At 69.4% G+C, this 13052-nt stretch carries 12 protein-coding genes; 3 read left to right on the forward strand and 9 right to left on the reverse strand.

The features are described 5' to 3' along the window. Position 1: 1 nt before the first annotated feature. From AX721_RS11060 to AX721_RS11080, 5 genes are all read right to left on the reverse strand, one after another. A complete protein-coding gene (locus AX721_RS11060) occupies positions 2-826 on the reverse strand; it encodes a ParA family protein (protein WP_068876067.1) in 825 nt (274 codons plus the stop codon). Continuing rightward, complete coding sequence (rsmG, locus tag AX721_RS11065) at positions 810-1442, reverse strand: 16S rRNA (guanine(527)-N(7))-methyltransferase RsmG (RefSeq protein WP_068876068.1); 633 nt, start codon at positions 1440-1442, stop codon at positions 810-812. The genes AX721_RS11060 and rsmG overlap by 17 nt, the downstream gene beginning before the upstream one ends. Before the next feature lie 137 nt (positions 1443-1579). Then, on the reverse strand, positions 1580-3427 hold the full coding sequence (mnmG, locus tag AX721_RS11070; RefSeq protein WP_197422536.1) for a tRNA uridine-5-carboxymethylaminomethyl(34) synthesis enzyme MnmG: 1848 nt from the start codon (positions 3425-3427) through the stop codon (positions 1580-1582). 216 nt (positions 3428-3643) lie between these two features. Further along, on the reverse strand, positions 3644-4981 hold the full coding sequence (mnmE, locus tag AX721_RS11075) for a tRNA uridine-5-carboxymethylaminomethyl(34) synthesis GTPase MnmE (protein WP_068876070.1): 1338 nt from the start codon (positions 4979-4981) through the stop codon (positions 3644-3646). After that, complete coding sequence (locus AX721_RS11080) at positions 4978-5208, reverse strand: DUF6489 family protein (RefSeq protein WP_068876071.1); 231 nt, start codon at positions 5206-5208, stop codon at positions 4978-4980. Before AX721_RS11080 ends, mnmE begins: the two co-directional genes overlap by 4 nt. A gap of 97 nt (positions 5209-5305) precedes the next feature. On the opposite strand from AX721_RS11080, the gene AX721_RS11085 reads away from it, so the two are divergent. Together AX721_RS11085 and AX721_RS11090 are read left to right on the forward strand one after the other, a co-directional pair. Then, entirely contained in the window at positions 5306-6001 is a 696-nt protein-coding gene (locus AX721_RS11085; RefSeq protein ID WP_068876072.1) for a dienelactone hydrolase family protein, read from the forward strand. Then, positions 6001-6969 (forward strand): quinone oxidoreductase, encoded by a 969-nt coding sequence (locus AX721_RS11090; protein WP_068876073.1) that lies wholly within the window; start codon positions 6001-6003, stop codon positions 6967-6969. Before AX721_RS11085 ends, AX721_RS11090 begins: the two co-directional genes overlap by 1 nt. A 641-nt stretch (positions 6970-7610) precedes the next feature. Here the strand turns inward: AX721_RS11090 and rho are convergent. The 4 genes from rho to hemE form a co-directional block, all read right to left on the reverse strand. Further along, positions 7611-9038: a transcription termination factor Rho gene (gene rho / locus AX721_RS11095; protein ID WP_068876074.1), complete on the reverse strand. Its 1428-nt coding sequence runs from the start codon at positions 9036-9038 to the stop codon at positions 7611-7613. A 319-nt stretch (positions 9039-9357) separates the two neighbouring features. Continuing rightward, positions 9358-9819 (reverse strand): CopD family protein, encoded by a 462-nt coding sequence (locus AX721_RS11100; protein WP_068876075.1) that lies wholly within the window; start codon positions 9817-9819, stop codon positions 9358-9360. Beyond that, complete coding sequence (gene hemH / locus AX721_RS11105) at positions 9816-10862, reverse strand: ferrochelatase (protein ID WP_068876076.1); 1047 nt, start codon at positions 10860-10862, stop codon at positions 9816-9818. Before hemH ends, AX721_RS11100 begins: the two co-directional genes overlap by 4 nt. Continuing rightward, positions 10859-11911 (reverse strand): uroporphyrinogen decarboxylase, encoded by a 1053-nt coding sequence (hemE, locus tag AX721_RS11110; RefSeq protein ID WP_068876077.1) that lies wholly within the window; start codon positions 11909-11911, stop codon positions 10859-10861. Before hemE ends, hemH begins: the two co-directional genes overlap by 4 nt. A gap of 484 nt (positions 11912-12395) precedes the next feature. Between hemE and AX721_RS11115 the strand changes: the two genes are divergently transcribed. Next, positions 12396-13052: pyruvate, water dikinase regulatory protein (locus AX721_RS11115; RefSeq protein WP_068876082.1), on the forward strand; the 657-nt coding region annotated here is incomplete at its 3' end.

The raw sequence follows: 13052 nt of genomic DNA on the forward strand, positions 1-13052 counted from the left end.
TTCAGCTCAGTTCCATGGTTTGGCTGGCGCGCCGCTTGCGCTCCCGCAGCACGACCTCGCGCGCCAGTTTCAGGTAGGCTTGGCTGCCGGCGCACTTGAGGTCGTAGACCAGCGCGGGCTTGCCGAACGACGGCGCCTCTGAGACGCGGACGTTCCGCGGGATCACCGTCTGGTAGACCGCCTCGCCGAAGTGGGCGCGGACGTCACTGGCCACCTGTTCGGAGAGCGAGTTGCGGCGGTCGTACATGGTCAGGACCACGCCCTGGAGCTCGAGCGCCGGGTTCAGGCTGCCCCGCACCAGGTCGATGGTCCGCATCAGCTGAGAGAGGCCTTCCAGGGCGAAGAACTCGCACTGCAGGGGCACCAGCACCGCGTCGGCGGCCGCCATGGCGTTGACCGTCAGCAGGTTCAGGGACGGCGGGCAGTCGATCAGGACATAGGTGTAGGCGCCGGTGGAGCGGATCGGGGCGATGGCGTCGCGCAGCTTGAAGGAGCGGCGGGCCTGCTGGCCCAGTTCCAGCTCCACGCCGGAGAGGTCGGGGTCGGAGGCGATCAGGTCGAGGCCCGGCACCGAGGTCTTCACCACCGCCTCCAGCAGCGGCTGCTCACCCATCAGCACGTCGTAGAGCGTCCGTTTGCGCAGCGCCCGGCCCACGCCCAGGCCGGTGGAGGCGTTGCCCTGGGGATCGCTGTCGACCAGCAGCACCTTTTCGCCCACGGCGGCCAGGGCCGTGCCGAGGTTGATGGCCGTGGTCGTCTTGCCGACGCCGCCCTTCTGGTTGGCGACCACCAGCACGCGTAGTCCCCGGTCAGACCTTACGGACACGCCCCAGCCTCCTCACACGCACGATGCGGCCTCTCTCGTCACTCAGCGACGGTACGACATCCGCCTCGTATTCCCAATATCTTGCGGCCTCGGACATGTCTGCCACCACATCTTGCCCCTTGAGGAACAGGCCCTGCGCCCCCGACTGCAAGTATGGCCGGGCATACCCCAACAGTCTGTGAAGCGGGGCGCAAGCGCGGGCGGTGACGATGTCCACAGCCAGGGTGAGGTTTTCCGCCCTTTCGTTGTGAACCGTGGCCGGCAGGTCCAGCTCGGCGACCACCTGGGAGAGGAAGCGGCAGCGCTTGGCCATGCTTTCCACGAGGTGGACGTGAAAGCCCGGGCGGCCCTTGCCGAGGATCGCGAGCACCAGGCCCGGGAAACCGGCGCCGGCCCCGAGGTCGGCCCAGGTGAGGGCGTCGGGCGCCAGGCGGAAAAGCTGGGCCGAGTCCCAGGCGTGGCGGTTCCAGAAGTCCGGGATGGTGGCGGGGCCCACGAGGTTCATCACCGCATTGCCCTCGGTCAGCATCTCGAGGAAGCGGGTCAGGTCGGCGATCTGGTCGGGTGTGGCCTTGGCCTTCTTCGCGAACTCCGCCGCGTTCAGGAGATCTGTCACGCCCCCTCCACCACTTCGTGGTCCCCCTCCCCCGCTTCGCAGGGGAGGAGCGAGACGCGGCGCAGCCGCTCCTCCCCCGTGCAACGGGGGAGGTGGCAGCGAAGCTGTCGGAGGGGGCGCGCGGGCCAGAGTTTCATCTAGGCGGCGCGGCGGCGGACGTGGGCGAGGAGCGCCGTGAGGGCGCCCGGGGTGACGCCTTCGATGCGGGCGGCCTGGCCCAGGGTCAGCGGGCGGACAGCGGCCAGTTTCTCGCGGACCTCGTTGGAGAGGCCGCCGATCGCGGCGTAGTCCAGGGCGGCCGGGAGGCGCAGGTCCTCGTCGCGGCGGAAGGCCTCGGCGTCGGCGGCCTGGCGGTCGAGGTAGCCGGCGTAGGAGGCGTCGATCTCGATCTGCTCGCGCACGGCAGGCGACCAGGCGGCGATCTGCGGCCAGATTTTCGTCAGGCCGTCGAAGTCGATGGTCGGGTAGGCGAGCAGCTCGACCAGGTTGCGGCGCTGACCGTCAGCCTTGACGGGCAGTCCGGCCTTGGCGGCGGCGGAGGGGGTTAGCCTCAGGGCGGCCGCCTCGGCGCGGGCGGCCGCGAGCTCGGCATGTTTCACGTGAAACGCCGCGGCCCGGCGGGAACCCACGACCCCGAGGTCGATCCCCTTGCCGGTCAGCCGCTGGTCGGCGTTGTCGGCGCGGAGGGTCAGGCGGAACTCCGCCCGGCTGGTGAACATCCGATAGGGTTCGGTGACGCCCCGAGTGACCAGGTCGTCGATCAGGACGCCGATATAGGCCTCGTCGCGTGCGAACTGGGCCGGGTCGGCGCCGGAGGCGGCCCTCGCCGCGTTCAGGCCGGCGACCAGCCCTTGCGCCCCCGCCTCCTCGTAGCCGGTCGTGCCGTTGATCTGGCCGGCGAGATAGAGGCCCGGCAGGCGCTTGACCTCCAGGGTCGGGAACAGCTCACGCGGGTCCACATAGTCGTATTCGATGGCGTAGCCGTGCCGCTTCACGACCACCTGCTCCAGGCCGGGGATGGTGCGCAGGAACAGGTCCTGGGTCTCGGCGGAGACCGAGGTGGAGATGCCGTTGGGATAGACGGTGGTGTCGTCCAGGCCCTCTGGTTCCAGGAAGATCTGGTGGCTGGTCTTGTCGCGGAAGCGGACGACCTTGTCCTCGATGGAGGGGCAGTAGCGCGGCCCCTTCCCCGACACCCGGCCGCCATAGACCGCCGACTCCGTCAGCCGCTCGGCGATGATCCGGTGGGTCTCTTCCGTGGTGTAGGTGATTCCGCACTGGACCTGGGGCGTCGTGATCGCCGCGGTCAGGAAGGAGAACGGGATCGGCTCGGCGTCCGCGTCCTGCATCTCCAGGCCGTCCCAGGCGATGGTCGAGCCATCCAGCCGCGCCGGCGTGCCGGTCTTGAGGCGCCCCATCCGCAGGCCGGAGGCATAGAGCCGGTCGGCCAGGCCGATGGCCGGGGCGTCGCCGATCCGGCCGGCGGGGATCCGCTGTTCGCCCTGGTGGATCACGCCCTTGAGGAAGGTGCCGGTGGTCAGGACCACGCGTCCCGCCCGGTATACGGTCCCGCTGGCGCCCACCGCCCCGGCGACCGCGCCGTCCGTGACGATAAGGTCCTCGACCGCCTCCGCGATGATCTCCAGGCTGGGGGTCGCGGCGAGCTCGGCCTGCATGGCTTCGCGGTAGAGGCGGCGGTCGATCTGGCTGCGCGGACCGCGCACCGCCGCGCCCTTAGAGCGGTTGAGCATGCGGAACTGGATGCCGGCCACGTCGGCCAGGCGGCCCATGACGCCGTCCAGGGCGTCGATCTCGCGGACGAGATGGCCCTTGCCCAGGCCGCCGATGGCCGGGTTGCAGCTCATCTCGCCGATGGTTTCGAGCTTGTGGGTGAGCAGCAGGGTGCGCGCGCCGAACCGCGCCGCCGCGGCCGCCGCCTCGCAGCCAGCGTGCCCCCCACCGATGACGATCACATCCCAGGTCATGCGGGGGTGCATATAGGGGAAAGCCGGGGGTGTTTCACGTGAAACAGTGGCGCAGTGGTGTTTGAACTCCTCCCCCGCGCAGCGGGGGAGGTGGATCGGCGCCACCGGCGGCGAGACGGAGGGGGCGCGAAGCCGGAAGCTCGGGGACGCCGCCTTGCGCCCCCTCCACCACTTCGTGGTCCCCCTCCCCCGCTTTGCGGGGGAGGAGCTATCGGTTCACTTCCCGATGCAGAAGGTGGAGAAGATGCGGCCGAGGACGTGTTCGGGGTCGATGCGGCCGGTGATACGGTCGAGGGCGCGGGCGGCCAGGCGGACGTCTTCGGCCGCGAGTTCCAGGTGTTCGTCCTGGGCCAGGGCGTGGCGGAGGCGGTCGGCGGCCTCGGTCAGGAGCTCCTGGTGGCGAAGCCGGGTGGCGGCCGGGGGCTCGGCGCCCTCCAGGGCCTCGACGATCCGCTCTTCCAGCACCCCGCGGATCCAGTCGAGGTCGCCGGGACCCCTGGCCGTGATCTCCGCGACGGCGAGGCCCAGGCGCCTCGCCTGCCCCGCCGCCCAGGCGCCCGCCGGGCCCACGGCCAGGTCCCGCTTGGTGATCAGACAGAGGTCGCCGGGCCGCAGCTCCATCGGGACGGTTCCGGTCTCGGCCGACGAGCCGTCCACCAGCCAGAGCCGCAGGTCGGCGCCGGCCGCCCAGGCGCGCGCGCGTCGCACGCCCTCGGCCTCGATCTCGTCCCCCGTCTCGCGCAGGCCCGCCGTGTCGGCCATCAGGGCCTTGTAGCCTGCCAGGACCATCGGGACCTCGATGATGTCCCGCGTCGTCCCGGGGGTGGCCGTGACGATGGCGGCGTCGCGGCCGGCCAGGGCGTTCAGCAGGGTGCTCTTGCCGGCGTTGGGCGCGCCGATCAGGGCGATGCGATAGCCCTCGCGGATTCGCTCGCCCCGCTCCGCGTCGGCCGCCGCGATCTCCAACTCGGCGACCAGTTGTTGCAGCACCGGCCGCGCGCGGGCCGCCACATCCTGCGGCACCTCCTCGTCCGGAAAGTCGACCGCGGCCTCCAGCATGGCGAGGGCCTCGAGCAGCGCCTCGGTCCAGCGGGCCTGGACATCGGACAGCCGCCCGCCGAGCTGCTCCAGCGCCTGGCGGCGCTGGGCCTCGGTCTCGGCATCGATGAGGTCGGCGACACCCTCGGCCTGGGCCAAGTCCAGCTTGCCGTTTTCGAAGGCCCGGCGCGTGAACTCGCCCGGCTCGGCCAGCCGCAGGTCCAGGGCCCGCAGCGCCGCGATCACGGCGCCGACCACGGCCGGCCCGCCGTGCACGTGAAACTCCGCCGCGTCTTCACCGGTGTAGCTCTCCGGGCCGGCGAAGAAGAGGACCAAGGCCTGATCGATCGCCTCGCCGTCCGGATGCCGCAGGGTCTTGAGGCTCGCGCGCCGCGGCCGCGGAAGCGCGCCGGCCAGCACCTTCACCGCCGCCCGGGTCGCCGGCCCCGAGACCCGCACCACCGCCACCGCAGCACGGCCCGCGGCCGTGGCCGGCGCGTAGATCGTATCGGTCATTTCCGGGCGGTCGCGGCTTCCATGAACTTGCGGAACTGCTCCTGGGCGCCCGTTCCGAAGGTCATCCAGTTCTTCATGAACTCCTCCGGATTGAGCATGTTGATGTTGGCGTCGACGCGCTTGCTCATCTCGCTCACCAGATGGTCGTTCAGCGCGCTCACGTCCGGCAGGCCCATGAACCGCCGGGCTTCCTCCGGGGTGCAATCCACCTCGATGGTCATCTTCATGACGTCTGGCCCTCTCTATCCTCGGCGACCATATGGCCGTGAGCCGCGGATGTGCGCTAGTACCCGCTGCCGGGTCAGTAACGAACGAGGACGAAACATGGGCGAACGCATCAGCATCACGACGCCGGACGGCGAGTTTTCGGCCTATGTAGCCCGGCCGGCCGCGGCCAAGGCTCCTGCGGTCGTGGTGATCCAGGAGATCTTCGGCGTGAACCAGGTGATGCGCGACATCACCGACGGCCTGGCGGCCCAGGGCTACCTGGCCATCTGCCCCGATCTGTTCTGGCGGATCGAGCCCGGCATCGACATCACCGACCAGTCCGAGGCCGAATGGAAACGGGCCTTCGAACTGTTCAACGCCTTTGACGTCGACCAGGGGGTCAAGGACATCCAGGCGACCATCAAGGCCATCCGCGGCGACGCGGGCTGCAGCGGCAAGGTGGGCGCCGTCGGCTTCTGCCTGGGTGGCCTGCTGGCCTTCCTCACCGCCACCCGCACCGACGCGGACGCGGCGGTCTCGTACTACGGCGTGGGCCTCGAGAACCGGGTGGCCGAGGCGGAGAAGCTGACCCGCCCCCTCCTCCTCCATATCGCCGAGGAGGACCAGTTCGTGCCGCAGGAGGCCCAGGCCGTCATCGTCCAGGCGCTGAAGGACCATCCGCAGATCGAAATCCACACCTACCCCGGCCGCGACCATGCCTTCGCCCGGGTGGGCGGGGAGCACTATGACGAGGCCGACGCCAGGCTGGCGGGCGGCCGCACCCTGCAGTTCTTCCAGCGGACGATCGGCTGATGCGCGCGGTCCGCTTCGAAAAGACCGGCGGCCCCGAGGTCCTCGAGGTCGTCGACATCGACGCCCCGGAGCCCAAGCCCGGCCAGGCGCGGGTGCGGCACGAGGCCATCGGGATCAACTTCATCGACACCTATCACCGCACCGGTCTCTACCCCGTGAAGCTGCCCTGCATTCCGGGTGGCGAGGCGGCAGGCGTGGTGGACGCGGTCGGCGAGGGCGTCACGCGGGTGAAGGTGGGCGACCGCGTCGCCTATTCCGGCGGTTTCGGCGCCTATGCCGAGGCCAATGTCGTGGCGGCGGACCGGCTGGTGACGTTGCCCGACGGCATCGACGCGCGGACCGCCGCGGCCGTGCTGCTGAAGGGCATGACCACCGAGGCCTTCATCCGCCGGACCTATCCGGTGAAGGCCGGCGAAACAGTGCTGGTGCATGCGGCGGTAGGCGGCGTGGGCCAGATCATGACCCAATGGCTGAAGGCCCTGGGCGCGGAGGTGATCGCCACCGTGGGCTCCGAGGCCAAGGCGACTAAGGCCCGCGAACTGGGCGCCGACCACGTGATCCTCTACCGCGAGCAGGATGTGGCCGCCGAGGTTCGCCGAATCACCGGCGGCAAGGGCGTGCCGGTGGCCTATGACTCGGTGGGCAAGGACACCTTCGAAGGTACGCTGGGCAGCCTGGCCCGCCGCGGCCTGTTCGTCAGCTTCGGCAACGCCTCGGGACCGGTCCCGCCCTTCCCGCCGGCGCGGCTGGCCCAAGGGGGCTCGCTGTACCTGACCCGGCCGACCCTGTTCGACTACATCGTCACCACCGAGGAGCTGGAGGCCTCGGCCGCCGCCCTGTTCGACGTGATCCGGTCAGGCCGGGTGAAGATCGAGATCGGGCAGACGTTTGGGTTGGCCGAGGCGCGGCAGGCGCATGAGGCGCTGGAGGGCCGCGCGACGGTCGGGGCGAGCTTGCTGATTCCGTAGAGACCGCGCCTCCGTCGGCTTCGCCGCCACCTCCCACGTGAAACACGGGGAGGAGCGAGGCTCCTCCCCTGCGGAGCGGGGGAGGTGGATCGCCCCGAAGGGGCGAGACGGTGGGGTGCTAGGCGGCCGGGGAAGGCCCCCTCCACCGCTTCGCGGTCCCCCTCCCCCAAGGGGGGGAGGAATAGTGGCGCCCTCTTCTTTTGTCATCCCGGTTTTGGCGGAGCCAAAGACCGGGACCCCGATCTGTTGCGGCGGAGATAAGGGTGAGGCGGCAACGCTGTGCATCCTTTCGGACGCAACACGTCGGGGTCCCGGTCTTCGCCTTGCGGCGAAGCCGGGATGACAGCGGTGGGCGATTTCACTGTTTCACGTGAAACAGTGAAGCTCGTAATACCGGTATGGCCGCGGTGCTACCGCGGGTAGGAAGACGCGCCGGGACACGCCTCGATTGGCGCCGCTCTCGCGCAGGGAAACGGGCAACCCCACGCCTTCGCGCTCCAAATTCGCCACAGGGCCAATTTGTCCGGGCGGCCTTTGAATAGATGGGGTTTTTCCGCGCGCGAAACACCGCCGTTCGCCCACAAAAAAGGGCTCCCGTCGCCGGGAGCCCCTATCCGGTCCGCGATGGCCCCGACCTAGCGTCAGGTGTTCATCGACTGGAAGAAGTCGTCGTTGTTCTTCGACTGGCGCAGCTTGTCGAGCAGGAACTCGATCGCGTCCTGGGCGCCCATCGGGTTGAGGATCCGCCGCAGGATGTAGGTCTTCTGCAGGTTGGTCTTTTCGGTGATCAGCTCTTCCTTCCGGGTGCCCGACTTCAGCACGTCGATGGCCGGATAGATGCGCTTGTCCGCCACCTTCCGGTCCAGGACGATTTCCGAGTTACCGGTGCCCTTGAACTCTTCGAAGATGACTTCGTCCATCCGCGAGCCGGTGTCGATCAGGGCGGTGGCGATGATCGTCAGCGAGCCGCCCTCCTCGATGTTCCGGGCAGCGCCGAAGAAGCGCTTGGGGCGCTGCAGGGCGTTGGCGTCGACACCGCCGGTCAGCACCTTGCCCGAGGATGGGACCACGGTGTTGTAGGCGCGGCCGAGGCGGGTGACCGAGTCCAGCAGGATGACGACATCGCGCTTGTGCTCGACCAGGCGCTTGGCCTTCTCGATCACCATCTCGGCGACCTGGACGTGGCGGGTGGCCGGCTCGTCGAAGGTCGAGGAGATCACCTCGCCCTTCACGGTGCGCTGCATGTCGGTGACTTCTTCCGGCCGCTCGTCGATCAGCAGCACGATGAGGTAGCACTCGGGGTGGTTGGTCTCGATCGACTTGGCGATGTTCTGCAGCATCACCGTCTTGCCGACCCGCGGCGGGGCGGTGATCAGGCAGCGCTGGCCCTTGCCCAGGGGCGCGACGATGTCGATGACCCGGCCGGAGCGGTCCTTCAGGGTCGGATCGTCGATCTCCATCTTGAACCGCTGGTCCGGATAGAGCGGGGTCAGGTTGTCGAACAGCACCTTGTGACGCACGGCGTCGGGGCTTTCGAAGTTGGTCAGGTCCACCTTCACCAGGGCGAAGTAACGTTCGCCTTCGCGCGGCGCCCGGACCTCACCGTCGACCGTGTCGCCGGTGCGCAGGCCGAACTTCCGGATCTGGGAGGGGCTGACGTAGATGTCGTCGGGGCCGGGCAGGTAGTTGGCTTCGGGCGAGCGCAGGAAGCCGAAGCCGTCCTGCACCACTTCCAGGGTGCCCGAGCCGGAGATGGCGACGCCTTCCTCGGCCAGCACCTTCAGGATCGCGAACATCATGTCCTGCTTGCGCATGGAGTTCGCGGACTCGATCTCGAGCTGCTCGGCGAAGGCGAGGAGGTCGGCGGGCGACTTGTCCTTCAGCTCCTGCAGGCTCATGCGGGTGAGCCCCATGGCGGCGATGGCCTTGGAGGCTTCGCTGGGCTCGTCGTTCTCGGGCTCGCCGGCGGCGTCCTCGGCGGCCGCTTCGGCGGCCAGCTGGGGCTCGAGGGTCTCGCCGAGGGTTTCGGCCTCGGTCTCGGGAACGTCGTTGTTGGTTTCGTCTTGCATTGATTTCACTTTGGAATTCGCGCGCCACCGGACGGAGTCCGGGTGCGGGCGGGTTAGTCTGTGGGCGCCGGAAGCGCCGATGTTCAACTTCGTCTGGGAGCCGGCTGCGACACGCGGGGCGTGGAGCCGGAAAAAGGCGGGGCGCGCCGGAGGCCGACGCGTTGTCGAGAGGAACCACGTCTGCGGGGACGGGTCAAGTATTCCTGCCCTTCGGGGGAGGTGGCGCAAAGCCGCCGGAGGGGGTCCGCTCCAACCTCGGATCACCCCCTCAGTCGGCCTTGCCGACAGCTCCCCCGAAGGGGAGCAACTTATAGATGGGCTACCGCGCGCCGAATTGAAGGGTGACGGCGAGGACGGCCACGACGGCGGCGAGGAACGGGAGCTCGTTGGTGGCGCGCCAGAACCTGGCCGACTTCGGGCGCTGGCCGGCCACGAACTTCTTGTACGAGCCGGACAGGAAGCCGTGCCAGGCGGAGAGGAAGATCACCGCCGCCAGCTTCACCATCATCCACGGCTGCAGCAGGAAGGCCCACCCCTCCTTGGCCGCATAGACGTGCCACAGGATCAGGCTGACGCCCAAGATCCAGGTCAGGCTCATCGACGGATTGATTATGATCTTCAACAGCTTGCGCTCCCAGACCTGGAAGTGCGCGTCGAACTCGCTGCCCGGAGGCGCCGTCTCGGTGTGGTAGGCGAACAGGCGGGGCAGGTACATCATCCCCGCCATCCAGGCGATCACCGCGATGATGTGCAGGCCCCGAAGCAGGTCGAACCAGTTCATGCCGCCTTGTCCCCCCGGCAGGCGCACTTGCCAAGACCCGCGGGGCAGGTCCACGGGCCGTGCGGAGCGATGCCCTCGCGCGGCAGGGCCTTTGTCACGGCGCGGGCCAGCTCGCCGATGAACGGCGCCCCAACCCCGGGCGTGCGGGCGCGCAGGTAGGGGTAGATCTTCAGGTGGTCGGCCAGCTCGCCGTACTCGGAATCGAGCTCGACCAGGGTCTCCACATGCTCGGAGACGAAGGCGATCGGGCAGACGATGGCGCCCTTGCGATCCTTGGCCACCTGGTGGAGCGCGTCGGTGGTGGAGGGCTCCAGCCATTTCAGCCGCCCGACCCGGCTCTGGTAGCAGACCTGCCAGTCGGTGAACTCGGGCACGAGCGCCGCCACCGCCGCGGCCGTGGCCTGGATCTGCGCCTCGTAGGGATCGCCGCCGTCCACCACCTGCTGCGGCAGGCCGTGGGCCGAGAACAGCAGCCGCACCTGCGACGGTTCGGCCTTCAGCTCGGGGCGGACCCAGGCGTCCCAGACGCGGCGGATCTCGGCGGCATGGGCCTGCGCCAGGCCGTGGGAGGTGGGATAGCAGCAGACCGTCCGCACCCGTCCCGGCCCCTTATAGGCTCGCGCCCAGTCCTTGAGCGACGAGCCGGAGGTGGTGGTCGAATATTGCGGGTAGAGCGGCAGAAGCACGACCTCGTCCGGGGCGTAGGCCGCGACCGCCCTCGCCGTCTCATCGGAAAAGGGTTTCCAGTAGCGCATGGCGATGAAGACGCGGGCCTCATGCCCCTGCTGCTTCAGCGCCGCCTCAAGCATCACCGCTTGGGCTTCAGTCTCGGGCAGCAGCGGCGAGCGGCCGCCCATGATGGCGTAGTTGGCCTGGGCGGTCTTGGTGCGGGTGGTGGAGATCAGCGCCGCCAGCGGATAGCGCGCGATCGCCGGCAGCTGGATGATCGCCGGGTCGCGGAACAGGTTGAACAGGAAGGGCCGGACGGCGTCCAGGCTGTCGGGCCCGCCGAGGTTGAAGAGGACGACGGCGAGCTTGCTCATGCCGCCGCCATGGCCTTGGCGGGTTTGCCGGTGACGCGCTCCACCACCCGGGCGATGTGTTCCACGGGCGTATCGGGCATGACGCCGTGGCCGAGGTTGAAGATGTAGGGCCCATCGCCCCACTGCTGCAGCAGGGTGTCCACCCGCGCGTCCAGCGCCGGGCCGCCGGCCAGCAGCAGCAGGTTGTCGAGGGCGCCCTGGATCGCCTGTCCGCCCGCCTGGATCCGGCGTCCGAGGGCGGCGCTGGCCTGGGTGTCGAGGGCGACCGCCTGGACCGAAACCTCGGCGGCGTAGCGTTCCACCAGGGCGCCGGCGCTGCGGGGGAAACCGATGAAGGGCGTGTCGACGCCGGCGGCGCGGACCTTCTCCACGATCCGCCGGTGCGGCCCGACGACGATGCGCTCGAACACGTCTTCGGCCAGGTTGTCGGCCCAGCTTTCGAACAGCTTCAGCGCCTGGGCGCCGGCCTTGGCCTGCATCAACAGGTAGCGGGCCGTGGCCTCGACCAGCACGTCCAGCAGGGCGTCCAGTTCCTCGGGATGGCGGTAGGCGTAGGTGCGGGCGGCCTCGCGCTGGGAGCCGCGGCCCTCCAGCATGTAGGTGGCCACCGTCCAGGGGGCGCCGGCGAACCCGATCAGCGCCCGCTCCGGCTCGAGCTCGGCGCGCACCCGGCTGAGAGTCTCGCCGATGTTGGCCAGCCTGGCGGTCGAGCCCTCGATGGCGTCCTGCAGCGCCCCGATCGGCGGCAAGGCGCCGAGCCGCGGCCCCTCCCCCGCCTCGAACCAGACGTCCTGGCCAAGGGCGAGCGGGATCAGCAGGATGTCGGCGAAGACGATGGCGGCGTCCATGGGGAAGCGCCGCATGGGCTGCATCGTCGCCTCGGCCGCCATCTCGGGATCAAAGCAGAAGGCGATGAAGTCCGGCGCCCGGCTCCGTAGCTCGCGGTACTCGGGCAGCGACCGGCCGGCCTGGCGCATGAACCACACCGGCGGGCGGTCCAGGGTCTCTCCGGCGAGCACGCGCAGGAGGCGGGAGGTCTCGGTCGTCATGGGGGACTTAAAGCCTGCCCTCACCGAAGGCTCAAGTGGGACCCGCCGAGCCCTTCTTCCCTTCAAATAGAAAGAGTCTTGAAAAGGATTGGAGCAGGGGAAGTAGGACCTGTCGGCAGCGGGGAAAACCTTGACGATCCTTTGACAATCCCCCGGTCGTCCCCACTCCGTCCCCGGCTGGCGGCGAACGCTGTGGAGCCCTGTGAATCGCGGGGAACCGCCCCAGGCTCCCTCTGCGGCGCATTAAGAATTCGGTAACGATTGGGGGGAGAACAGCGGGCGCCGCGCGGGATACCGACTTGCCCCCACCCTCGCCCGGCAAACGGCGCCCCGGCGGGCGGGCCTGGGGGTTAAGGGATGGTTAACGGCGCTTTCCGTCCTCGTGTTCCCCCGGGGCGCCCATCGCGCCGGTTTTGGCGACGATCTATCCCCATCGCCGTCCAGCTTCGCTAAGAGTGAATCCACAGCTTCCGTCCCCAGGCATATTTTCGGAGCGCCCTTGCCGAACTCGCCGCCGCCCAGACTCGCGACCTACTTCCACGTCCACCTGGTGTCGGACTCCACGGGGGAGACGCTGAACGCCATGGCGCGCGCGGTGTGCGCCCGCTTCGAGAACGTGCTGCCCATCGAGCACATCTACGCCCTGGTCCGCTCGCAGCGGCAGCTGGATCGGGCGCTGGGCGATATCGAGGAGGCGCCGGGGATCGTCCTGCACACCATCGTCGACGAGAAGCTGCGCGAGGCGCTGGAAGAAGGCTGCCGACGGATGGACATGCCCTGCCTGCCGGCCCTGGACCCGCTGGTCAGCGCCATGCAGCGCTACCTGGGGGCGGCCACGACCTCGCGCGTGGGCGCGCACCTGCGGCTGGACAACGACTACTTCAACCGGATGGACGCCCTGAACTACGCCATCGGCCACGACGACGGCCAGGGCGGGCAGGACCTGGACCAGGCGGACGTGGTGCTGCTGGGCGTCTCGCGGACCTCGAAGACGCCGACCTGCATCTACCTGGCCCACCGGGGCGTGCGGGCGGCGAACGTGCCGCTGGTGCCGGGCCGGCCCCTGCCGGAGAAGCTGTTCCAGCTGAACAACACCCTGATCGTCGGCCTGCTGATCTCGCCGGACCGGCTGATCCAGATC

It is taken from the genome of Phenylobacterium sp. CCH9-H3, assembly GCF_001557235.1.
GTDB lineage: Bacteria > Pseudomonadota > Alphaproteobacteria > Caulobacterales > Caulobacteraceae > Phenylobacterium.

What these genes read in the sequence shown, in the direction of transcription:
- mnmE (WP_068876070.1), bottom strand. Translation starts at nt 4,981, where the DNA reads ATGACCGATACGATCTACGCGCCGGCCACGGCCGCGGGCCGTGCTGCG.
- AX721_RS11085 (WP_068876072.1), top strand. Translation starts at nt 5,306, where the DNA reads ATGGGCGAACGCATCAGCATCACGACGCCGGACGGCGAGTTTTCGGCC.
- rho (WP_068876074.1), bottom strand. Translation starts at nt 9,038, where the DNA reads ATGCAAGACGAAACCAACAACGACGTTCCCGAGACCGAGGCCGAAACC.
- AX721_RS11100 (WP_068876075.1), bottom strand. Translation starts at nt 9,819, where the DNA reads ATGAACTGGTTCGACCTGCTTCGGGGCCTGCACATCATCGCGGTGATC.
- mnmG (WP_197422536.1), bottom strand. Translation starts at nt 3,427, where the DNA reads ATGACCTGGGATGTGATCGTCATCGGTGGGGGGCACGCTGGCTGCGAG.
- AX721_RS11090 (WP_068876073.1), top strand. Translation starts at nt 6,001, where the DNA reads ATGCGCGCGGTCCGCTTCGAAAAGACCGGCGGCCCCGAGGTCCTCGAG.
- AX721_RS11080 (WP_068876071.1), bottom strand. Translation starts at nt 5,208, where the DNA reads ATGAAGATGACCATCGAGGTGGATTGCACCCCGGAGGAAGCCCGGCGG.
- hemH (WP_068876076.1), bottom strand. Translation starts at nt 10,862, where the DNA reads ATGAGCAAGCTCGCCGTCGTCCTCTTCAACCTCGGCGGGCCCGACAGC.
- hemE (WP_068876077.1), bottom strand. Translation starts at nt 11,911, where the DNA reads ATGACGACCGAGACCTCCCGCCTCCTGCGCGTGCTCGCCGGAGAGACC.